Source organism: Nostoc sp. FACHB-133, from assembly GCF_014698055.1.
GTDB lineage: Bacteria > Cyanobacteriota > Cyanobacteriia > Cyanobacteriales > Nostocaceae > Nostoc.
This window is the reverse complement of record NZ_JACJSH010000023.1, coordinates 76,017-99,403: the sequence shown is the minus strand read 5'-3', so window position 1 is coordinate 99,403 and position 23,387 is coordinate 76,017. Positions and strand designations below refer to the sequence as shown.

The following is a 23,387-nucleotide window of genomic DNA, read 5'->3' as shown; positions in this document are numbered from 1 at the left end:
TTAGATTTAGAATTCCCAAAATCAATCAAAAAACCGTAGATTAACTCATTCTATGGGGATCTGGCAGCGATTTTCTCAAGCAAAAGCTACCTCAACGCACGATTCTATATCCTCTATGGAGCAGATTATATATGAGTCGAGCCAAGACCAGGAGACACAATAGAAGATATTCTAACTCTCTAATCAACCCGCTTAACTTCAAATCCTCGTAACCCTTCCGGTACTTCATACTCAACCACAACATCTTTAACTACAGCAGCAGGCGGCCCAGAGTGACACCAGCGAACCATATCATCTACAACCTCTCGCGCCCCTTCAAAGACTGCCTCTACTCGATTATCAGGGAGATTTCGCACCCAACCGGTTAATCCCAACTGCCTAGCTGTATCGACAGTGGAATAGCGATAACCTACTCCTTGGACTCGGCCAGAAATGAATACATGGGCGCGAATGATCTTTGGCAGTGCTGTAGAATTCTGCATAAACTGGTCTAATCTTTACGATTCCAGTTTACCTAGTTTGTGTATACACAATCTGTTTTTGACTCCAAGCGTCATGCCCTGAAGGTGCGATCGCAATTATCCCTATCTTTGGGAGTGTAGCAGAGTAATGATAAAGTATTTTTCACTACTCTGCTAATTGTTGTGAATTTAATTAAGTAGCAGTCCGTTTTTCAACCTGGAATTTTGAATTGCTTATGTCTAACCTGCCACCACTCAATACAGCAACAATTTGGGCAATTCTTGAGGATAAACTTGATGATGCTACAGTCAACCAGTTGCTATGGCATTATTTAGGCTATCGCTATGATTCTTCAACTGCACAATGGGACACTAGCCAAGTTGCACCAGAATGGCAAGAGGATTACCCACAACCACCAAATTTCATAGAATCTCGCCCTGCAACAGTGAAGTTAACTCGTTCCATCCCTGCTGAAAACAAACAAATGCTAAAAGAAAAGCTGGGTTTCAAAGGGTACAAAATTGGTGAATTTGGGCCACGGCAAACTCGCAGAGCAACGGCGGCAAATTGGTTTTTAAGTTATTTACAACAAACTAACGGCAAAATTGAATAATCTGATACAGCAGATATTTAGACAAAAACATATTTTTTTACTAAATATCTGCCATTTAAAAAATCATAAAAAGTCATTAGCTTATTTATATAAATTTTGTAGCTTGATTAATAGTATTTAAAGTTTAGTAGTTTTTTAGGTTAAAAACAAATGCGATCAACAGTCAAAAATCGCCAAAATATAGTAATTTTTATAAAATATTTATAAACTCATCCTCAAGAGAGAAGCGCTGGTTAAATAATTATTTCTCTAGACCGATTTGTAAATTCAATTAAGCATCAGAGAATACGTCTATCAACCCTTGATATTACAAACACTTCTATGGCAAAGCCAATTGAATTTAATTTATTTGCACCATACAACAAAGGAGCCGCATTAATTGGTTCTTTTTCTGATTGGCAAGAAATACCAATGAAAAAAGGTGATGATGGCTATTTTCGTACAAGTGTTGAACTAGAAGACGGCGTTTATAAATATAAATTTCGCATCCAGTCAAATTCATGGTTTTTTGAACCAGAACAATGGGTTGATGTTACAGACCCTTATGCAACTGATATAGATGAACTGAGTGGAAAAGATGATAGTGTCATCCATGTAAAAGATGGTGAAAGAATTACTGATACTTATGTCTGGCAACATGATGATAAACCTTTACCTGCTGACAAAGAATTAGTAATTTATGAATTACACGTTGGTGACTTTTCTGGTGGCGAGGATGATCCTTATGCACGAGGTAAATACAAACATGTCAGTGAAAAGTTAGATTATTTGTGTGAACTAGGAGTCAATGCTATTGAGTTGATGCCACTTAAAGAATATCCTGGTGATTATAGTTGGGGTTATAATCCTCGCCACTTTTTTGCAACAGAATCAAGCTATGGTTCTACTGCTGAGTTAAAAAAATTGATTGATGAGTGTCATGGTAGAGGCATTCGTGTGATTATTGACGGTATTTATAACCACTCAGAAGCATCTGCTCCCCTAACACAAATTGACCACGATTATTGGTATCATCATGAACCTCGTGACCCTGATAATAACTGGGGGCCTGAGTTTAATTACGAACATTATGATGAAAAATTAGAGATCCATCCAGCGCGGAAATTTATTGGTGAAACAATTCGTTTCTGGATTCAGGAATATCATCTTGATGGTATTCGTTATGATGCAGCACGGCAAATTGCTAATTACGACTTCATGCACTGGATTGTTCAGGAAGCCAAAAAAACTGCTGGTGCAAAGCCTTTTTACAACGTTGCTGAACACATTCCTGAAACTACCAGCATTACCAATGCAGACGGGCCAATGGATGGTTGCTGGCATGATAGTTTCTATCACTGCATTCTAGAACATATCTGCGGTGATACATTTGATTTAGAGCGTCTCAAAGATGTCATTGACTGCAAACGCCAAGGCTTCTTGGGTGCTACGAATGTAGTAAATTACCTCACCAACCATGACCATAACCACATTATGGTTGAATTGGGGAACCGTGAGATTTTTGACGAAGAAGCCTTTAGACGGGCTAAATTAGGAGTTGCCATCCTAATGACTGCTGTTGGCGTACCTTTGATTTGGATGGGAGAGGAATTTGGTGAGTACAAACCCAAACAACCTGAATCATCAAAAATTGATTGGACTCTGTTAGGTAACGATCTTAATCGTAGTTTATTTGAATCATACAAAGGCTTAACCAACCTGCGTAAAAGTAATCACGCTCTCTACACAGAAAATATTGACTTTATCCACGAAAATCCAGAGGCAAAAGTATTAGCTTATACTCGTTGGAATGATGAAGGTTCTCGTGTAGTCGTAATCGCAAATTTCTCAGAAAATTTCCTAGCTGGCTATCATGTTCCTAATTTTCCTAGTGCTGGTACATGGCACGAATGGACAGGCAATTATGATGTCGAATCTGGTGATGATGGCATCATCACTGACTTGGGCCCATACGAAGCTAAAGTGTTTGTATGGCAGTAATTATATACACTAACACTGAGTCAGTAATCCAATAGCAAAAAGAAAGGGGGGAAATATTCTCCCCTTTTTAAGTTATTACATTTCCGAAATACAGTGTAATTAGAAATTTGTCAAGCACAAAATAAGCTATTTTAAAATTTCATTGGTTTGTGTTACACTTTTGAGTTGAAGTGCGTATATAAAATTGCCAAAGCATCCCCATGCACAACAAATTATTTAATAGTAATATCGACAACGCTAACATTGAGAACGATCGCATTTTATTAACTCCCAATGAAATAAAATCAAAATTACCTTTAACACAATTAGCCGAACAAAGAGTTTTAGCATACAGACAGGAAATAGAAGATATCCTGGATTTTCAGGATCGGAGAAAGTTTATAGTAGTTGGCCCATGCTCAATCCACGACCCAAAAGCAGCGCTCGAATATTCTGAAAGGTTGAAAGCTTTGTCTGAGCAAGTTCAGGATAAGCTGCTACTAATAATGCGTGTATACTTTGAAAAGCCAAGAACAACCGTCGGTTGGAAAGGATTAATTAACGATCCAGATATGGATGATTCTTTCCATGTAGAGAATGGTTTATTAATTGCACGCGATCTGTTATTAAAAATTACAGAATTGGGATTACCTGCGGGTACAGAAGCATTAGATCCAATCATACCTCAATACATTAGTGAACTGATTACATGGTCTGCTATTGGGGCACGCACGACCGAATCACAAACTCACCGTGAAATGGCAAGTGGACTTTCGATGCCTGTGGGTTTTAAAAACGGTACTGATGGCAATATTCAAGTAGCTTTGAATGCCCTACAATCAGCTAGAAACCCGCATAATTTTCTGGGAATTAATCAAAACGGACAAGTCAGCGTCTTTCAAACTAAAGGGAATGGCTATGGTCACGTAATTTTAAGAGGTGGTAGTCAACCCAACTTTGATGCAGCAAATGTCAAATTAGTAGAAGATAAATTAAAACAGGCGAATTTACCACCAAGAATTGTTATCGACTGTAGCCACGGAAATACTAATAAAGATTACAAATTACAAGGTGCTGTTTTAGAAAATATTATTCAGCAAATAGTAGATGGTAATACATCAATAGTTGGCATGATGCTGGAATCACATTTGTATGAAGGTAGTCAACCAATTACTGGTAAAGAAGAATTAAAATATGGAGTTTCTATAACTGATAAATGTATTAGTTGGGAAGAAACCGAAAAAATTATTATGGCTGCTTACGAAAAACTTAAGTAAATACCATAATTGGGATTTTCAGAGGGTTTGAATCTTAATCACCAACGCTTGTAGTAATAACGTGTAAAACTTTACACGTTATTTAGTATTTATCAGAAACGGCTATGAACACAATAACTTTTTTGCTTTCCTCGTTTTTCCTATAGATGCTGTTTCATATCTATTGGTATTGTGATATCAGTCTATTATTATTTGCTGTAAGAATAAATCTCGGTTTTCCAGCCAGATATAACCTAATACGCTTGGGTTAAGAAAAATAGTAGGTTGCTTTGAGGAATAGCGAAACCCAAGCTACACCACTTTTAGTTTTTACCCTTAACTAAACCGTATTTAGGTATAATCTGGCTTATCTAATCTTTTACAACTCAAAAATATTGTTAACTGCTTCACCTACTATTATCTGAAAAGTACTTGTAGATAAAATCATCTTTCAGACTATTGATAGACCCTCATCTCAGTATAAAGATAGAAACAATACTTTTAGTCAATCATGTAATATCAATTTTAATCCTAATAATTGCTGTGTTTCTTTAAATTTTATTTAAGTGATGTTACACAACAAATGTAGGTAGCGGTAAATATTACCCCGTTTCTCCTGCGGGGTTTTTCTTTGAGTTACCGATGTCTACAGAGAGTTACCTTAGCCAAGCAAATCTACTAAGCCTGTAATGCCTTAAACCACTTATTCAAAACTGTGCTGATGGTTTTCTTAATCTGATGATTACGGCTCCACTTCTGGAATGCTATTTCATACTCTTCGCCTTTGATTTGAAAAGTATTCCATACATCCAGTCCTACAGGTAATCCGCAGAATAGCAAAATGTACAGCGACCAGGAAAATCCGCCACCAGTTAGTAAATTTAGCAGTATAAAAAAGCCATTAAAAATTGCATAATTCCCTAGACGCTTCTGAAATCTTCTAATCCGGTAAGCGTCAAAAGCTTTTCGCTGTTGGACTTGACCTTGTTGTACTAACCAGTCGCGCTCGGCTAATTTTAAAGAATCAGGTGAAATTTCTAACTCAGCAGCAATTTCTAATATCTGCTCATAAGAAAATTCTGTATTTTTGTCATTAGCTTGACGAGCGATCGCTAAGTGTAGAATTTGTTGGACATCTTCTTGGCTATAAGAGCGGATGCTTTGGGGTTCAAACGCCGTCATAATTCTTTCTCTTATTATTACTTTTAATAGAAATTTGCTGCACGATAGATTTTAAGCAGCTATGCCAGTACTATTTCCATTATCTCTACATTAGCAAATATGGATGTTGTCGTGCGTCTAATGTGTTGATATACTACTCAGGACTCATGACTAGTAGTCTGCCAACTCAAAAATGCGCTTGTGAGGTCTGGGGAAAGGGGAAAGGGTAAGGGATTTAAAACCTTTTCCCCTTACCCTTTACCCCGCCAAGTCACGAAAGCGAACTACTAGTAAACTGTGATTGTCGATAGGCTTGGCACTCTCCAGGCTGGAGCGTCTCTGTGAGGAGCAGGGTAGCCACGAACGATTCTTCAATCTTAAGACATAAGTTGCTCAAACCTTGCTGGCGCTAAGTTGAGTAGAGAACTCATCTCCTCCACTTTCCTCTCAATATAAAGACTCTCCAAATATCCGAATCCGATCGGATGCAGCAGAGCATAATATCGAAAGAACAAGCATTAACAAGGATGTAACTCAATGGTTGAAGAAAATGGATCGATTCGTACCCTATCGGTTGATATTGGTGGTAGTGGCGTTAAGGCTATGGTTTTAGATATTACAGGAAGTCCTGTAACAGAAAGAGCGCGTTTAGATACACCTCAACCTGCTACACCAGATGTTGTAATTAATGCAATTGTTGTGTTAGCTGCTGCTCAAGGTGAATTTCATCGTGTTTCGGTGGGTTTTCCTGGCGTGGTTCGATGCGGAGTCACGGAAACGGCGGTAAACTTACATCCAGATTGGATTGGATTTGATTTGGAAACAGCATTATTAAAACACTTAAACAAGCCTGTACGGGTGATTAATGATGCAGACATGCAGGGGTTTGGGGCGATCGCAGGTAAAGGTGTAGAACTGGTGATTACTCTCGGTACAGGGTTTGGTTCAGCTTTATTTGTAGACGGTAAGCTAGTACCAAATATGGAAATGGGACATCATCCGTTTCGCAAAGGAGAGACTTTTGAGCAGCAGTTAGGGCGTGCAGAGTTAGAAAAAATTGGTGATAAAAGATGGAATAGGCGTTTAGAAAAGGCGATCGCATCCTTACAACATCTGTTCAATTATGATTACCTTTACATTGGCGGTGGTGAAGCTGTAAGAGTGAATTTCCAGCTACCTTTAAATGTAAAACTCATCCCTAATATTACTGGTTTATTAGGTGGTATCGCTTTGTGGCGAGATGAAAAAAGGTAAAAAGTTTTTCAACATCCACAACTAAGCGTACTAAGCAATGTCTAAGGGCGAGCTATACCTACGCGCCTATAAGGTGCATCCTTTCTTAACATTTAAAAATGTTATAAAAATTAACACAGGTTAAGCAGAGAACTGTATACACATTATTTACATTGCTACCATCTAACTTTGTCATGCAGTAGTCTCAACTCTAGTTGAAATTCAAGACCGTACAACAACGTTGTGCGGTTTCATCTTCTTAAGGTCGAAGTATGTGTTTTCTGAGAATAGGGCGAAGGAGCCATATAAATTCAATTACAAAGCAAATATTTAGGAAACATAGCTGAATATTTCCAGATTAAAGTTGACAAAACTAGATAATGGTGTGACGACCAGCATGTATCCTGCGATATAAAAGTGATTGATAAAAAGTTGATAACCCCCTCTAAAGGAGGACAAATTGTTTAAAATCAAGAGTTTATCATTATTGTCAAATCTTGCATTGATAAATGCTTAAAAAACAGACTCAGAGAATTCACAGGATTTTTGCTGGTAGTATAAATATGCTAAAAGTAGCATCAGCATATCAAGCATGAGCCAAAGGTAACGAGAAAAACTTCTTTGATGGCATTCCCAGAGAATCATATAGTATGTTATTGTCTAAACCGTTGATTTAAATAGCATATCTTAGAAGTTCGTGGCTTGATTGAAGATAAAAAAGGCACAAAACTAATAATATTAGTCTCATTAGATGGAATCGGAGGTGAGCAAATATGAGCATGATAATATTATCTGAAAAATTAGTACATGACTTTTTTATTTAGTCAGTATGTATTATCCTGAACAGCAGCAATGTTGTTAGTTAAAAGAAATATTGGTTAAAGTAAAATGAACTACAATGACTGAAATTGGCCTGATGATGACGGGCGTATTAACAATAAGACAAGCATTTGGAACCAATTTGCCACAACAGCAATTAGTTCAGATGGAAAATGACGAAAAGCAGTCAAAACAGAATGAGTCGGAGATAACTGCTCAAGTCACACCACCTGAATTTATACAGACAGATGAGATTTCCCAGGCTTCTCCCTCAACGATCGCACTAGAGAAAGGACACATACTTCAGAAAATCAGCAAAAATAATCAGTTCCTAGCTTCTTCTAACTTAGGTAAGTCTAAAAAGCATTCTCAGTCTGTAGGCCAAGTCCGCATAAAGGCTACAGGACGTTTCCAGAGGTTTAGTAGCCAACCAATGCCGACTCTTTATTTCGGTAGCTCTGGTCTTGCTGTCAGAGTCTTACAACGGCTATTAGTGGCTAACGGTTATGCCGTAAGAGTGGATGGGATTTATGGCGCACTGACAGAAACTGCTGTCAAAGCCTTTCAAAACCAGCAGAATTTAGGAACGGATGGAATAGTTGGTCAGCGAACTTGGCGGGCGTTGACAACTTAGTCATTTGTCCTTGGCCATAACAAATGACTAATGACAAATGACAAATTACCGATATTTATGCTGCTCTAATAACTGTTGCGCTCTTGGCTTATAAATTAAATAGAACAAAGCCTCAAGATAACGTAACAAATCTTCCCGATTCTCCTTCGAGGTAAAGTTCCAGAAGCCATAAATCCGCGCTAATGATAACAGCTTGCTAGTGTGAATTTTCCAAGTATAGGTACTGTAAACTCGGTCAATTCCTCGCTGCGAAATTTCATTCCAATAGTTAGGATTCTGTTCGCATTTAGTAATGAAATCCACAATTTTTGTGGCTGTCTCATCTAAATTTGTTGGGTTAATCAAAAAGCCATTAACCTTATCTTGAATAATCTCTAGTGGCCCACCAAACTGTGTGGCAAAAGTCGGTAAGCCTGAAACCATCGACTCTAAAATTGTCAAACCAAAAGCTTCAAATAAAGCTGGTTGTACAAAAATTCCTTGATGATCGGCAATGACTCGGTAAATTTCACCAGAATCAGTTTTAGTTAGGCGCACACCCAGCCAACGAATCTTTCCGTGGAGATTGTACTCCTCAATTATTTGGTAGAGTTTGATAATTTCGTCACGTTCTTCGTTGTCGCCTGATTCCTCTACACGTAACTTACCCGCCACCAAAATTAAATTGCAATGCTCCTGTAATTCTTTACTTTGACCATAACATTCAGCTAAACCTGTGAGGTTTTTGATGTGATCAAGACGCGCCATTGAGAAGAGAGGGCGCTTGTTAGGATCGTCGAGTTTGCCAAATATTTGCGTGGGGTCTTCCAGAGTAAAGAGTATTTCCGCAAGGCGTTGGCGATCGCTCTCGACTCTATCTTTAGTCCGGGTGTAGGGGAAGTAATTATTTTCGTTTACTCCAGGCGGTACGACATTAAATTTGGGACTAAATAATTCAATGCCATTGGTAACATGGTACAACTCCGGCATGGTGAAGCACTTATAAGACTCGTACTGTCCAACGCTATCCGGTGTACCGACAATTTCTTGGTAGGTGCTGCTGACAACAAAATTGGCAGCATTCATCGCAATCAAGTCAGCTGTAAATTGCAATGAAAAATGATATTTATCCTCTAATTCTTGCCAGTAGAGGTTACTGAACAAGTATTTAGATTTTTCCAAAGCATGGGCAACATTGCATTGGGTAACTTTTAGCCGTCGCGCCAGCAAGAATGCTATTAAATTCCCATCAGTATAGTTTCCAACTATTAAGTCAGGTGTGCCTTGAAATTCTGCCCGTAGTTCTTTTTCTGAGTCAATCGCGAAAGTTTCTAGATAAGGCCAAAACTCAAACCGAGAAATCCAGTTTTGAGTCATGTTGGGATTAAAATCCCGTAAAGGCACTCGCAAAATCCAGGCATTTTCGGTACCGTGGACTTTTTCTAGCCGTTGATTACAAAGAGTGCCATCACTATTGGGAATCAAGCGGGTAAGAATAATTACCTTTGGCTCGACATTCAATTTCTCTAAACCAGCTAGCAAAACATCTTCTTGTAGCTGCTTCTCTAGGCTCTTAGCCTGGTCAAGGACGTAAACAACCTGACCGCCAGTATCGGGACGACCCAATACTCCCTCTTGCCCAAACCAGCCGTGAGCCGACACCAAGACGATTCTAAAAATCATCGGGATACGAGAAATGAAGGCTTCTAGGGTCTGGGGGTCGGCAGAATCAATCAATTCATCGAGAATATTTAAAGTTTCCCGCACGCGTGCTGCGGTGTTACCCCAACCCGGCTCAAAACCCATTGACTGCAATTGGAACCGGAATTGTTCGTAGGGTTCATCTTCGGGGCGATTATTGACAAAGCCGATCGCTTTCTTAACTTGCTCGGAAAGTTGCTGCTGTGATTGAATGCGATCGTTGACTAGTAGTTGGACACCGTTGTAATGGTGCAGGCGCAAGAAATTCAATAAGCTGTCCAGCAATTGCTTGGAGTCTTGAAATATTTTGCTGGATAGATAGCGGTTGAGAAATTGTACCCCTTTACCAATATTTTTGGGGTCGCGGATGATTGGGGTGTAGTCGTAAAATGGGCCGAAGTCCAATTCTAGCAGGTCGCCATCGTTGGGATGAAATTTGTTCACCAAGCGATCGCGCAAATCCAGCAAATCCTGTACGGTCATCGGCTGAATGCTCAAGTCTGATGTTAACCAATAAACTTCTTGGCTAGCAATCTTCGAACGGATGATGAAACAGAAGTTGGAATCTTCCTGAATAATTTCCTGAGTATAGTAAATCAGTTTGCCTAACTCAGAGGTAGTGTAATAAGCCTCTGGTTTCTGGGACTTTAAGCAATACTCACTATATACATTGAGTATGTCGTTCCGCAGCAAGTACTTCTTTTCTTGTTGGCGTAATTCACTAAGAAAGGAACGCAAATCACTTCTTTCTTCACTATCTAAGACTGCTTGAAGCAATTCAGACATGGCAACTCCACTAGATGACGATGTTTGCATTGTTGATTTTCAAGGCGAGACTAAATAAGCCTCTACCTTTTGTTAGACCAGATATAAACATGAAATAATAGAGATAAATATGATTTATCTGTGTACCTAAAAGTATCAGTTTTTCAGTAGGTACTTAAATCATGTTCTACTTTACTTAAAGTATCTATGACTCAGTATTTTTGGCTCTAACTAAAGGAATACAATTTTTATTTCTTTTGACAGATGTTATTAAAAAAGCTCATAGTAATTTAGGCGCGATCTATTGTGCCTTAAAATTATTGATTTAATCTTTACTATATAATTTATTCGCGTATATCGGATGATTATCAGACCAATATATCAAGATTTAGCTAAAAACTTCTGTAATGCTTGTAAGTCAATACTTTTTTCGGTTTCCCCAGGATGCTAATATTCATTTTTTTAGTGGTGTAGGTGATATATTATGCAATTTTGATCGTTGCCAACATTCTGACAATTCAGATAGAGATTATTCTATTGCTATTATCTATATCTAAATACATGAAACAAAAATTAATAATTTATTTTTAACATAAACTATAATAAATTAAAATAAATTTTTGTTTAAATATAGACTAATCATTATTTGCATTAGTTATAGTTTAAGCAAAAGTTGTTTAAGTAGGGTCTGTTTATATGGCTACTAATACACCTAAGTTAATAGCTTCTGACCACAGTATAGGCAACATTTTGATTATCTCCTTGCTGGCCTTTTGTGGGCTGACTTTTATCATCCTTCTAGGAATTTTCTAACGGCTAAATGTGCGTTCAAAAACTTCTGAGGCTTAGATTCCTGGTTTTTCTAAAAAGTCAGGAATCTTATTAATATAAATAGTTAATTTATCCGAGATTGACGAAAAAGGGTTATCAAGCTTTCTGCACTATCGACGTTGCTTAGATACGTACTTCTGCAAAAAAACAACATTTTGTAAAAGAGAAGTGAACATTGCACACTTAATTTTCTTTTAGCAAGTAGATTTGCTTATATACATCAAAACCTTTATAATATATTCTTATGAATTATGGCAGATTTGCGATCCTTCCAAGTTCATTAACTTGTAGGTGACAGTTACTTGCTAAAGTAATGGTTATGAATTATCACAACCGCAACCCATCTTTTATAAGAACTTATGGATCGTTATGAAATTATATAGGGCGAACGACGGGACTCGAACCCGCGGATGGTGGTACCACAAACCACTGCCTTAACCACTTGGCTACGCTCGCCATTCAACAATTTGAATTATAGCAATAATTTGGCAAACGATCAAGAGTTTATGTTCAAGGAACGGACTCAACTGATTTAGAGTCTCTGAAATCTAACGATTACAATGTATTTTACTTGGCAAACATGAAACCCCTAACCATCATTGCATATACTGGAGCAGCAGCAGGACTCGCCGCCTTGGGTGTGACAATGGCAAAGACTAATCCCAGTCAGGTTGAATATGAAGAATATGCAGTGCAACGGTTGACAGAATACTTAAAAACCGATGTATGCAAAAAAACTACGAATATTATAGAAAATTTAATCCATTTTAATTGTGATAAGTTGGTTGACTCAGCTAACCCACAAATTCAAGGAATTATTGCCAGGACTACAGAAAGACAAAATTTTATGATTTTTAGCATTTACCGTACAGATTTAAAAATAAATTCTTGGATACCTTCATACAAATTTGAAACGGTGGGAGCTTTTGATCAATTTTATACTTACACTGCCGAAGAACAATAGCGCAATCAGAAGTGGAAAAATATAAAAGTGATTTAGAATACTTGTATTTAGGAATTTATAATAGTTTCAATAATCACCAGAGTAATTATTACCACTAGCTTAATATTAAGTAAAATATGAACATTAGTCACTGAGAGTTCAAGCTTTGCCGATGTCATCTGCCTATTTGCTAGTATCTCACGGAAGTCGCGATCCGCGCCCAGAAGTTGCTATGCAGCAACTAGCAAAGCTGGTATGCAACAAATTACCAAACAACTACAACCCATCAAGTAGTGAACATTTGGTTGGCATAGCTGCTTTAGAAATGAGTCCTCAGCCTTTACATGAGCAGATTCAAAAATTTGCCAAGAGCGCTTTTGGCGATGCTTGGGTTGGGCTACACAAACCATCTCAAAACGAGAATCGCCTCAAAATTGTACCGCTATTTCTGTTGCCGGGAGTCCATGTGATGACAGATATTCCCGCCGAAGTAGCGCTAGCGCAACAGGCTATTGGTCAAGATATCATGATTGACTTGCAGCCACATTTAGGATCTCACCCCAATTTAGAGAAATTACTGACCAAGCAAATATCTACTATAAAAGCAGAAGCATGGATTCTCTTAGCTCATGGTAGTCGTCGCCCAGGTTCCAAAGAAACTGTGGAAGCAATGGCGGCGAGTTTGTCAGCAGTTGCTGCTTATTGGGCTGGGCCTCCTAGTTTAGAATCACGGGTGAAAGAGTTGGTAGCCGCTGGTTATAGCGAAATTGCAATTTTGCCATACTTTTTATTCGCAGGTGGAATAACTGATGCGATCGCGGCCTCCATAGAGGAGCTAAAATTACAATTTTCTGCGGTGAATTTCCAGTTGGCGCAGCCACTGGGAGCAAGTGCAGAATTAGCCGAGCTTATTTGGGATTTAACGGATAGATGAACCGCACAGAAAAACAGGAGAACGAGTATTTGGGAAAGGTTTATTTAGTAGGTGCGGGGCCAGGAGATCCAGGTCTAATAACCCTGAAGGCAAAAGGTTTGTTGGAATGTGCAGATGTAGTTATCTATGATGCCTTAGTGAGTCCGGCAATTCTGGCAATGATTAATCCCCAAGCCGAACAAATTAATGCTGGTAAGCGCAGGGGGAAACATTCGCTGTTCCAGGAAGAAACAACTCAATTAATGATTGAGAAAGCGCAGGATCATGCAATTGTAGTGCGGTTAAAGGGTGGCGATCCGTTTATCTTTGGTCGCGGTGGTGAAGAGATGGAAGAATTAGTCAACGCTGGTATATCAACTGAAGTTGTGCCCGGTATCACATCGGGGATTGCGGCGGCGGCTTATGCAGGTATTCCATTGACTCATCGACTCTATAGCTCATCAGTGACATTTGTAACTGGTCACGAAGCGGCGGGTAAGTATAGACCGAAAGTAGATTGGAATGCGATCGCGCACGGTTCCGAAACCATTGTAATTTATATGGGAATTCACAATCTGCCTTATATTGTGGAACAGTTAAGTGCAGCTGGGTTGAATGCAGAAACGCCCATTGCTTTAGTGCGCTGGGGTACGCGCCCAGAACAAGAAGAATTGATTGGTACTTTAAAGACAATTGTAGAACAGGTAGAGCAAACTGGATTTGGTGCGCCTGCGATCGCAGTCATTGGACAAGTAGTAAATATGCACAGCATTTTGTCTAGTTGTCGTCCAGTTTGATGGCTGGCGCAAAAGTGAAATGAAGTGTTTTTAAGTTTCTCGAATCCAAAATGCCAATCCTCCTCCACGGCCACGAGCTGCAATGAAATCTTCCGTCACTAAAAAGAAGGCAAAGAAGGGTAATTGAGCTATGGGCTGGTTGTAGAAATCTTCTGTTTGAAATTTATCAGAACGAATTGGTCTGTTGTAGACAACACGACCAAACAGACTGATAAGCATCTGGTTAAAATCAAACGCCAATAAATTTTTCTTACCTGTATATTGCACTGGCCCCGTGAGCTTCAATAAAAGTTTCCCCAATTCAACCTGATTACAAATTTCGCCTCTATCTGAATCCTGTTCTAAAGTGGCATTAAAGGAAACATGGATTTTTATAAACTTGGGTACATACAAACCCTTGCCTAATACAATTCCTCCATGTTCTCTGGCTTTCTTAGTGCCAGTGGCAAAGCAAAGTTCCCATTTACCTAGAAGAGACTCAAAGGGGTAAGTTAACCGTTTCTGCTTGGCAGATTTTTCTGCTTGTAGCAACGCATTTACTAATATTTCAGTATTAGGGCGTGTATCTTTTTTTTGTCGATATGCAGCCGCAGCCTGTGATAGCACGGTAACAAAGTCAAATTTGGCTACAGGTGTCAAATTAGCTGTCATAATTTAACTATTTCTTTGCTTTTTTGATAAATTGTAACCTTATGAAGAGTAGAGAGTGCAGAATCGAGAAGGGGTATTTTTATAATCGGTTGTTAGATTTTTCGTGATTGAGAGTCTTCCATAGGGTAGATTAATTATTCATCTCCTAGGTGTAACTGGTTTTTGAGTAGGTTACGGCCAAATGTGCCCACTGCTACCTCCCCTACGAAAGCTCTTGCTAATGACCAAATTCTGTGACAATGGTTAACAATCTGACAATTCATACAATATGGAAAAGTTAATGCGGAACCTAACGCCCCAACTTTTGTAGGTAATGGGGAAAATTCAAAGTCTCTCAAAATGAGGAGAGAGGAATGAAAGTAAGGTTTTCCAAATTTTGTGAAAAGTCAGAGTTAACAATAAGCCGGAATCTGAATCTAAGGTACTCATGAGCCAGAGTTCTCAAAACAGCCCTTTGCCACGCAAACCTGTTCAATCATATTTCCATTGGTTATACGCTTTCTGGAAATTCTCTCGCCCTCACACGATTATTGGTACAAGTCTGAGTGTGTTGAGTTTGTATTTAATTGCTATTGCCATTAGTAATAATACTGCTTCTTTATTCACTACTCCCGGCTCCCTAACCCCTGTTTTCGGTGCATGGATTGCTTGTCTATGTGGCAATGTTTACATCGTAGGGTTGAATCAATTAGAAGATGTTGATATTGACAAGATTAATAAACCTCATTTACCGTTGGCATCAGGTGAGTTTTCTCAACAGATGGGGCAATTAATTGTCGCGTCTACTGGGATTTTGGCGCTAGTTGTGGCGTGGCTAACTGGGCCATTTTTATTTGGTATGGTAGCAATTAGTTTGGCCATTGGTACTGCTTACTCTTTACCGCCAATTCGTTTAAAACAGTTTCCCTTTTGGGCGGCGCTGTGTATTTTTTCGGTACGCGGCACGATTGTTAATTTAGGATTGTATTTGCACTATAGTTGGGCGCTTAAACAAAGCCAAACAATTCCGCCTGTGGTGTGGGTGCTGACATTGTTTATTTTGGTGTTTACTTTAGCGATCGCAATCTTTAAAGATATCCCAGATATAGAAGGTGATCGCCTCTACAATATTACTACTTTCACGATTAAACTAGGGCCCCAAGCTGTGTTTAATCTAGCTCTTTGGGTGATAACTGTCTGTTATCTAGGGATAATTCTGGTTGGGGTGCTACACGTGGCCTCAATTAACCCCATCTTTCTGGTAATTGCCCATTTAGGGCTGTTAGTTTGGATGTGGTGGCGGAGTTTAGCGGTAGACTTACAAGATAAAAGTGCGATCGCTCAATTCTACCAATTTATCTGGAAACTCTTTTTTATAGAATATCTGATTTTTCCTATTGCCTGCTTTTTGGCTTAGACAATGCTAGAAACCTTTCCTACCAGTTCTATTATCGCTGCGATCGCAGTTATTTTGAGTTTGTCGATCCTAGGGTATTTCGCTTGGAAAACTTTGATTACTTCAGACTTGTTTCAAAAAGGAATCAATCTTGCTCAAGCAAAAGATTACCAAGGTGCAGAAGCAGCATTTCGCAAAGTGATTTCCCTCAACTCTACTAATGATGTAGTGCGCTTGTTTTTGGGAGATGTTTTAAACCAGCAAGGCCAAGTAGAGGAAGCAACAGAATTATTCCGGGAAGTGATTCGCCGCAGTCCAAAAAATCCCGATGCTTACTTGCGTCTGGCCAATATTCTTATGCAGCAAGAGCGAGAAGAAGAAGCTAAAACTAACCTGCTACAAGCTAAAGATTTATTGCAAAAACAACGCCAACCCGAAAAAGCTCACAAAATCACTCAAGTGTTAGATAAAATGAGTATTAAGTCAAGTCAATCTTAAGTTGAGTGAGAATTGCAGAAATTAAATTTTCCTGTTGCGTCTCCTAATTTTTTACCATTCCCATCATTATTATGATGAGAATGGTTTTATTTTGGAATTACCAGTGTTTTTTGTAATTATGTCCGCAATTTTCGTAAGTTTGATTGTTCCCTTGATAGCACTTAGAATGACATCTACATAAATTGCCTCGACAGCGTATAGTTTTGGGTAAGTCCTATCACAATATGAGGGAAAATACCAATCTTTCAAAAGTTCACAGTACTGATGCAAAAACCCTTGACAACTCTCTTATCTTTGCGCTCTTTATGTTCTCCCTATGGGTACTCCTTCGGAGAACTCGTAGAGTAGCCGCTTTGCGTCTATGCGGTTCATTTACTCATTCTCTTATTCCTATTTTCAGACAAGATAAAAGTAAATTTCAAACGTGCAAAAAACTTGGGCTAATTAAAGGCATTTAGTATTAAATTTTATAGATTCAAAATAATCCAATATTTATGTCAGACTTTATATCAGAATTGTGGACTAACTTTTTTACATCAGGATCGTTTATTCCACATGGACATTGTTATCTATGGCAAACGAATTTAGTTTGGTTACATATATTATCTGACGCGTTCATTGCACTAGCTTATTATTCGATTCCAGCTACCCTATTTTACTTTGTCCGTAAACGGCAGGATTTACCCTTTGATTGGATATTTTTACTGTTTAGTGCATTTATTGTGGCTTGCGGCACTACTCATTTAATAGAGATTTGGACACTTTGGCATCCAACTTATTGGGTATCAGGGTTTGTCAAAGCAGTAACTGCCATGATATCTGTAATTACGGCAGTACAACTTGTGTCTTTAGTTCCACAAGCATTAGCACTTCCTAGCCCTGCTCAACTAGAACAAGCAAATCAAGAGCTTCAAACACAAATAGCCGAACGCTTACGGGTAGAAAAGGAACTGCGAAAATACCAAAATCATTTAGAAGAAATGGTTGCTATTCGCACCAATGAAATTACCAAAACCAACGAGCAATTACAACAAGAAATCCTTGAACGCCAACGAATTTTAGAAGTTCTCCGACAAAGTGAAGAACGTTACCGTTATCTAGCTGAGGCAATTCCTCAACTTGTATGGACAACTGATGCTAACGGTGAATGTGATTTCTTTAATCAAAATTGGTGCGAATATACTGGGCTAACATTAAAGCAGTCCTTGGGTTCTGGTTGGTTAGCTGCATTGCATCCAGATGATGTCCAAAATGCTAATAAGGTGTGGTCTAATGCCGTAAAAAATAGCACTACATATAACAATGAATATCGTTTCAAACGGGCTTCTGATGGTTCTTATCGTTGGCAGCTAGCGCGAGGTTTACCACTCAAAGATGAGCAAGGTATTGTAGTTAAGTGGTTTGGGACGTGTACAGATATCCACGAACAAAAACAAATACTTGAAGAACGGGCACACCTGCTGGAATTAGAACAAATAGCACGAGCTAAAGCAGAAACAGCCAATCGAATTAAAGATGAATTTCTAGCTGTACTATCTCACGAACTACGCACTCCACTAAACGCAATTCTCGGCTGGTCAAAGTTATTGCAAAGTCGGAGGTTAGACCAAGCAAAGACATCGGAAGCACTAGCCACAATCGAGAGGAATGCAAATTTACAAGTTCAACTCATCGAAGATTTGCTGGATATCTCCAGAATTTTACAGGGCAAACTGACGCTGAATATTACGAAGATTAACCTAGAGTCTACGATATTGTCGGCACTAGAAACAATGCGTTTAGCGGCAGAAACAAAATTAATTGAGGTAAGTAAAGTATTTGAACCGAATGTGGGACAAGTTATGGGCGACTCGACTCGTTTGCAGCAAGTCGTCTGGAATCTCCTTTCTAACGCTCTCAAATTTACACCCAAGGGAGGAAAAATAGAAGTGCGATTAGAGCAAGCCGATGGTTATGCTCAAATTATAGTTAGCGATACAGGTAAGGGAATCAGCCCTGAATTTTTGCCATTCGTCTTTGATTACTTCCGTCAAGCAGATAGCACCTCTACAAGAAATTTTGGTGGATTAGGATTAGGGTTGGCAATTGTGCGTAATATCGTCGAAATACATGGCGGTATTGTCAAAGCGAAGAGTGAAGGTGAGGACAAAGGGGCAATATTTACTGTTAGTTTGCCGCTTCTGCCAGATGAAAGCCGAAGCCTGACGGATAAACAAAACTATGCTGTATTCTTAACTTCTAACTCCTTACCCCTCAGTGGCATCCGGGTTTTAGTTGTAGATGATGATACTGATTCACGAGATTTTGTTGCTTTTGTACTAGAGGAAGATGGGGCTTTTGTGATTGCGGTATCTTCCGCTTATGAAGCATTACAAACCCTAGCACTGGTAAAGCCAGATGTCTTGGTCAGCGATATTAGTATGCCTGAGATGGATGGCTATATGTTAATACATCAAGTGAGAACTTTGACACCAGAACAAGGTGGACAAATCCCAGCAATTGCCTTGACTGCTTTTGCTAGAAACGATGACCAGCAAGAAGCGCTAAAAGCTGGGTTTCAAATGCATTTATCCAAGCCTGTTAACCCAGAAGAATTAATTGCAGCCATTACTCGAATTGTCGAAACAAAAGTGTAAACAATTACTTAGTAAACAACTTTTTACTCGTAATAAAGCCTCATATTTTGTATGCAAATGGACAATTAGATGAGAATCCACTTGTATCAAGTTAGGCTAATAACCTATAATTCCTGCTATAACTACGCCAAAGCTATACAAGTCGATATTATATATAAACCAAGCAGGTAAGGTAATAAAAATGCTGAAAAACAAGAATGTACTGGTAGCAGCTATTATCTGCTTGTGTTTGAGTAATGGCAATATTGCTTTTAGTAAAGATGTCGGCGTTTTTTTATCAAAAATTCCAGACTCAAATCGAGCAGTACTTCCTGGCAACAAAAACGCAGTTGCTAACTTTGAGCAAGGAAGCAATCTATACAAACAAGGAGATTTCAAAGGAGCAGAGGCGGCTTTTCGCAAAGCGATTGAACTTGAACCCAACTTTGTGCAAGCTTATATTGCTTTGGCAAATACTCTCGACGATCAAGGCAAACCCCAAGAAGCGATCGCACATTACAAAAAAGCCATCAGCCTCGATCCTCATGACTCTGGAGCCTACTTTAATTTGGGTTTAACTTTAGCAAGGCTCAATCAGTTAGAAGCTGCGATCGCCCAATATAAAAAAGCCCTGAGCCTTGAACCCAACTATGCAGACGCTCACTATAACTTAGGAAATGCTCTCTACGCCCAAGGTAAGCTAACCGAAGCAGTCACCGAATATACAGCAGCTATTCGCCTTAAACCCAGTTATGCCCCAACTTACACACGTCTGGGAAATGCTCTGTACGATCAAGGTGAGCTAGCAGAAGCAGTGACTCAGTACAAAAAATCCATTAGCTTTGATCCCAAATATGCAGACGCTCACTATTACTTAGGAAATGCTTTATACGCTCAAGGAAAGTCAGCTGAAGCGATCGCCGAATATACAGCAGCCATTCGCCTCTCTCCAAAAAATCCCGCAGGTTATAATGCCTTGGGAAATACTCTCTACGCTCAAGGCAAACTAGAAGAAGCGATCGCACAATATAAACAAGCCCTGAGCCTTGAACCCAACTATGCAGACGCTCACTATAATTTAGCAAGCGCTTTTTACGCTCAAGGCAAACTAACTGAAGCGATCGCCGACTATACCGAAGCGATTCGCATCGATCCAAAACACGCACAAGCTTACACAGGTTTAGCAAATGCAATGGACGATCAAGGTAAACCCCAAGAAGCGATCGCACATTACAAAAAAGCCATTAGCCTTGTACCCAATGATGCATTCACTTACTATAATTTGGGCATCACTTTAGGAAGAGAACAACAGCTAGAAGAAGCGATCGTTAATCTCAAAAAAGCCAAAGAGTTATTCCAAGCTGAAGACAACAAGGAAATGATTGAGCAAGTCGATCAGCTAATCCAAAAAATTAATATCCGAACGAATTGAATTTAGGGAATTGGGAATTGAGAATGGGGAATGGGGAAGTAATAACCAATGACAAATGACAAATGACAAATGACAAAAATTGAAGAAAAGGGCAAAGTCTACCTCGTAGGTGCTGGGCCTGGAGATGTGGCATACCTGACTGTAAAAGCTTATAATCTCTTAGCTAATGCTCAGGTTTTAGTCTACGATGCCCTGGTAGATGCTCAATTATTGCAGTGTGTACCACCTGATTGCTTGAAATTGGATGTTGGGAAACGCGGTGGTAAACCTAGTACAACCCAAACTGAGATTAACAAGTTACTAGTAAAATATTGCCAACAAGGAAAACAAATTGTCAGGCTCAAATCAGGCGATCCATTGATTTTTGGGCGTTGCACTTCTGAAATTGAAGCGTTGAAAGCATCGGGTTGTGATTTTGAACTGATACCAGGAATTTCTTCTGCCCTTGCAGCACCCTTGTTTGCAGGAATTCCCCTTACAGATCCGGTATTGAGTCGTTGTTTTGCAGTGCTTACAGCTCATGAACCAGAGGTTTTAGACTGGGAGGCACTCTCACGCTTAGAGACACTGGTAATTTTGATGGGAGGGCAACATCTGCCAGAGATTGTACATCAATTGGTGCAACACGGGCGAGCGCACTTAACACCCATTGCAATCATCCGTTGGGCAGGAACTCCTCGTCAAAAAATTTGGACAGCGCAACTGGGCAATATTTTGGAACAAACCGCCGGATTATCACTTTCCCCGGCGGTAATTGTTGTTGGCGAAGTTGTTGGGCTACATAAGTACTTACAACCTGAGAAAATAGATTATCAGGATTCGACTACAGCCCAAACTCCAATGTTAAACAACCTCTCCGCCTCTCCCGAACCCCTCACTGGTAAAACAATCTTGGTGACACGTTCAGTTGGACAGTCGAGTACATTTAGCGATCGCCTCATGAAATTAGGTGCAACAGTCATCGAAATGCCTACCTTAGAAATCGGCCCGCCTTCCAGTTGGGAAGCTTTGGATGATGCGATCGCTCATTTATCTCAGTTCGACTGGTTAATTCTCACTTCTAGCAATGGCATAGATTACTTTTTTGAAAGGTTAATTGCCCAAGGTAAAGATACCCGTGCCTTAGCAGGTGTAAAAATTGCTGTCGTTGGCGAGAAAACAGCCAATAGTCTCAAACAATACTCTCTCCAAGCAGATTTTATTCCCCCCAACTTTGTTGCCGATTCTTTAATAGAAAATTTCCCAGAGGAACTGAATGGTAAAAAAGTTTTATTTCCCAGAGTTGAAAGCGGCGGAAGAGAAGTTTTAGTTAAGGAATTAACTCTCAAGGGAGCAAAAGTAATTGAAGTTGCTGCATATCAATCTTGTTGTCCTAGTGATATTCCACCTGCCGCAGAGTTAGCTCTCCAAAACCGTAAGGTAAATGTAATTACCTTTGCCAGTTCTAAAACTGTACAATTTTTCGATCAGCTAACTGAGAAGATATTGCCCAAAAACTCTGATGTTAATCAACTTTTAGAGAGAGTTTGTATTGCCTCTATCGGCCCTCAAACCTCTAAAACTTGTCATGCTTTATTCGGACGTGTAGATGTAGAAGCTCAAGAATATACTTTAGATGGTTTAACCCAAGCACTAATAACATGGGCAACCAATTCTTAGATAAGGAAAATAAAATAAGCGAGCAGGAAAGGCAGGGGGAGAAGAACTAATAACAAATAACAAATAACTAATGACAAATGACAAATAACTAATGACAAATGACAAATGACAAATGACAAAACGTATAATCGGCTTAACCGGAGGTATTGCCACAGGCAAAACCACTGTCACCAATTATTTAGCTAGCGCTTATAACCTGCCGATTCTGGATGCAGATATTTATGCAAGAGAGGCAGTATCTTTAGGTTCGCCTATTCTTAGTGCGATCGCTAAACGTTACGGCGAACAAATTTTATGGCCAGATGGCAGCCTCAACCGCCAAAAGCTAGGCGAAATTATCTTTAATCGTCAAGATGAACGCAACTGGATAGACAATTTGATTCATCCTGATGTGCGCGATCGCTTCCTTAAAGCAATTGACCAATCTTCCTTACAAACACTGGTCTTAGTAGTGCCTCTATTATTTGAAGCGGGAATGACTGATTTAGTTACAGAAATTTGGGTAGTGTGTTGTTCTCAAGAGCAACAACTACAAAGATTGATACAACGAAACCATTTAAGTAGAGAACAGGCGCAAGCCAGGATCAACAGCCAATTATCTATCGAAGAAAAAGTGGCTCGTGCAGATATAGTTTTAGATAACTCTTCTACCCTCGAAAGACTACTGAAGCAGATAGATGTCGCTCTAAAAACTACAAGTAGAGACTAGAAGCTATCTATATTAAAAAATATACATAGATTGCATTCTCAAGACATAAAACCTTTATCATTTTAGATGATCTAGTCCAGTAAAAAATATTATATCTGACCAGCCTTATATAATAATTCGGTGATTTTACAGTTGAATCTGCGGTTGATGATACTGTAAATTTAAATGATTGTTCATAAAAAGATATATAGAGTAAAATGAAAGACTAATAATTAAGAATTAAGAAAAATTGATTGTAAATTATTAATCTTATTTTAAACTTACTTTTAAGTACCTTATCGATGACCTACTTGTAATTTAATTTTGCTAGTTATTCTGTGCAGGCACTTAATTGGACATTGGGTTATAAATTTCTTTACTAACTGTCAATGTGGTTGATTTC

The 23,387-nt window shown here is 39.1% G+C and carries 18 protein-coding genes and 1 tRNA gene; 14 read left to right on the top strand and 5 right to left on the bottom strand.

Annotation, left to right across the window (positions count from 1 at the left end; genetic code table 11):
- Window positions 1–179 precede the first annotated feature (179 nt).
- A complete protein-coding gene (locus H6G86_RS19780) occupies window positions 180–482 on the bottom strand; it encodes an acylphosphatase (RefSeq protein WP_114085812.1) in 303 nt (100 codons plus the stop codon).
- A 215-nt stretch (window positions 483–697) separates the two neighbouring features.
- Here H6G86_RS19780 and H6G86_RS19775 point away from each other — a divergent pair, with 215 nt between their 5' ends.
- From H6G86_RS19775 to H6G86_RS19765, 3 genes are all read left to right on the top strand, one after another.
- Window positions 698–1,075, top strand: a complete 378-nt coding sequence (locus tag H6G86_RS19775; RefSeq protein ID WP_190935723.1) for a DUF1823 family protein — start codon at window positions 698–700, stop codon at window positions 1,073–1,075.
- 321 nt (window positions 1,076–1,396) lie between these two features.
- Window positions 1,397–3,055, top strand: coding sequence for an alpha-amylase family glycosyl hydrolase (locus H6G86_RS19770; protein WP_190935722.1), 1,659 nt, complete (start codon window positions 1,397–1,399; stop codon window positions 3,053–3,055).
- A gap of 200 nt (window positions 3,056–3,255) precedes the next feature.
- The gene (locus H6G86_RS19765; protein ID WP_190935721.1) at window positions 3,256–4,311 is read left to right on the top strand and encodes a 3-deoxy-7-phosphoheptulonate synthase; all 1,056 of its coding nucleotides are present in this window, start codon (window positions 3,256–3,258) and stop codon (window positions 4,309–4,311) included.
- Window positions 4,312–4,968: 657 nt separating this feature from the next.
- Here the strand turns inward: H6G86_RS19765 and H6G86_RS19760 are convergent.
- Window positions 4,969–5,472 carry a 2TM domain-containing protein gene (locus H6G86_RS19760; protein WP_190935720.1) on the bottom strand — a complete coding sequence of 168 codons (504 nt, stop codon included), beginning with the start codon at window positions 5,470–5,472 and terminating at the stop codon, window positions 4,969–4,971.
- A gap of 516 nt (window positions 5,473–5,988) precedes the next feature.
- Here H6G86_RS19760 and H6G86_RS19755 point away from each other — a divergent pair.
- The gene (locus H6G86_RS19755; protein ID WP_114085806.1) at window positions 5,989–6,705 is read left to right on the top strand and encodes an ROK family protein; all 717 of its coding nucleotides are present in this window, start codon (window positions 5,989–5,991) and stop codon (window positions 6,703–6,705) included.
- 877 nt (window positions 6,706–7,582) lie between these two features.
- Window positions 7,583–8,137, top strand: a complete 555-nt coding sequence (locus H6G86_RS19750; RefSeq protein ID WP_242064867.1) for a peptidoglycan-binding domain-containing protein — start codon at window positions 7,583–7,585, stop codon at window positions 8,135–8,137.
- 45 nt (window positions 8,138–8,182) lie between these two features.
- Here the strand turns inward: H6G86_RS19750 and H6G86_RS19745 are convergent, their stop codons facing one another.
- Complete coding sequence (locus tag H6G86_RS19745) at window positions 8,183–10,603, bottom strand: sucrose synthase (RefSeq protein ID WP_190935745.1); 2,421 nt, start codon at window positions 10,601–10,603, stop codon at window positions 8,183–8,185.
- A gap of 1,193 nt (window positions 10,604–11,796) precedes the next feature.
- Window positions 11,797–11,869: transfer RNA gene (locus tag H6G86_RS19740), tRNA-His, on the bottom strand.
- Between the two features lie 124 nt (window positions 11,870–11,993).
- On the opposite strand from H6G86_RS19740, the gene H6G86_RS19735 reads away from it, so the two are divergent.
- From H6G86_RS19735 to cobA (H6G86_RS19725), 3 genes are all read left to right on the top strand, one after another.
- Window positions 11,994–12,377: a DUF4359 domain-containing protein gene (locus H6G86_RS19735; RefSeq protein WP_114085803.1), complete on the top strand. Its 384-nt coding sequence runs from the start codon at window positions 11,994–11,996 to the stop codon at window positions 12,375–12,377.
- A gap of 151 nt (window positions 12,378–12,528) precedes the next feature.
- Window positions 12,529–13,290, top strand: a complete 762-nt coding sequence (locus H6G86_RS19730; RefSeq protein WP_190935719.1) for a sirohydrochlorin chelatase — start codon at window positions 12,529–12,531, stop codon at window positions 13,288–13,290.
- The gene (gene cobA / locus H6G86_RS19725; RefSeq protein ID WP_190935718.1) at window positions 13,287–14,066 is read left to right on the top strand and encodes a uroporphyrinogen-III C-methyltransferase; all 780 of its coding nucleotides are present in this window, start codon (window positions 13,287–13,289) and stop codon (window positions 14,064–14,066) included. The genes H6G86_RS19730 and cobA (H6G86_RS19725) overlap by 4 nt, the downstream gene beginning before the upstream one ends.
- Before the next feature lie 30 nt (window positions 14,067–14,096).
- Here cobA (H6G86_RS19725) and H6G86_RS19720 read toward each other — a convergent pair whose 3' ends face one another.
- Window positions 14,097–14,717 carry a hypothetical protein gene (locus H6G86_RS19720; RefSeq protein WP_190935717.1) on the bottom strand — a complete coding sequence of 207 codons (621 nt, stop codon included), beginning with the start codon at window positions 14,715–14,717 and terminating at the stop codon, window positions 14,097–14,099.
- A gap of 427 nt (window positions 14,718–15,144) precedes the next feature.
- Between H6G86_RS19720 and H6G86_RS19715 the strand changes: the two genes are divergently transcribed.
- From H6G86_RS19715 to coaE, 6 genes are all read left to right on the top strand, one after another.
- Window positions 15,145–16,113, top strand: coding sequence for a homogentisate phytyltransferase (locus tag H6G86_RS19715; protein ID WP_190935716.1), 969 nt, complete (start codon window positions 15,145–15,147; stop codon window positions 16,111–16,113).
- A 3-nt stretch (window positions 16,114–16,116) separates the two neighbouring features.
- Window positions 16,117–16,590, top strand: coding sequence for a tetratricopeptide repeat protein (locus H6G86_RS19710; RefSeq protein WP_190935715.1), 474 nt, complete (start codon window positions 16,117–16,119; stop codon window positions 16,588–16,590).
- A gap of 494 nt (window positions 16,591–17,084) precedes the next feature.
- Window positions 17,085–19,226: a hybrid sensor histidine kinase/response regulator gene (locus H6G86_RS19705; RefSeq protein WP_199338349.1), complete on the top strand. Its 2,142-nt coding sequence runs from the start codon at window positions 17,085–17,087 to the stop codon at window positions 19,224–19,226.
- Window positions 19,227–19,407: 181 nt separating this feature from the next.
- Window positions 19,408–20,637, top strand: coding sequence for a tetratricopeptide repeat protein (locus H6G86_RS19700; protein WP_190935714.1), 1,230 nt, complete (start codon window positions 19,408–19,410; stop codon window positions 20,635–20,637).
- Window positions 20,638–20,706: 69 nt separating this feature from the next.
- Entirely contained in the window at window positions 20,707–22,296 is a 1,590-nt protein-coding gene (gene cobA, locus H6G86_RS19695; protein WP_190935713.1) for a uroporphyrinogen-III C-methyltransferase, read from the top strand.
- A 112-nt stretch (window positions 22,297–22,408) separates the two neighbouring features.
- Window positions 22,409–23,005, top strand: coding sequence for a dephospho-CoA kinase (gene coaE, locus H6G86_RS19690; RefSeq protein ID WP_190935712.1), 597 nt, complete (start codon window positions 22,409–22,411; stop codon window positions 23,003–23,005).
- The last annotated feature ends 382 nt before the right edge of the window (window positions 23,006–23,387 follow it).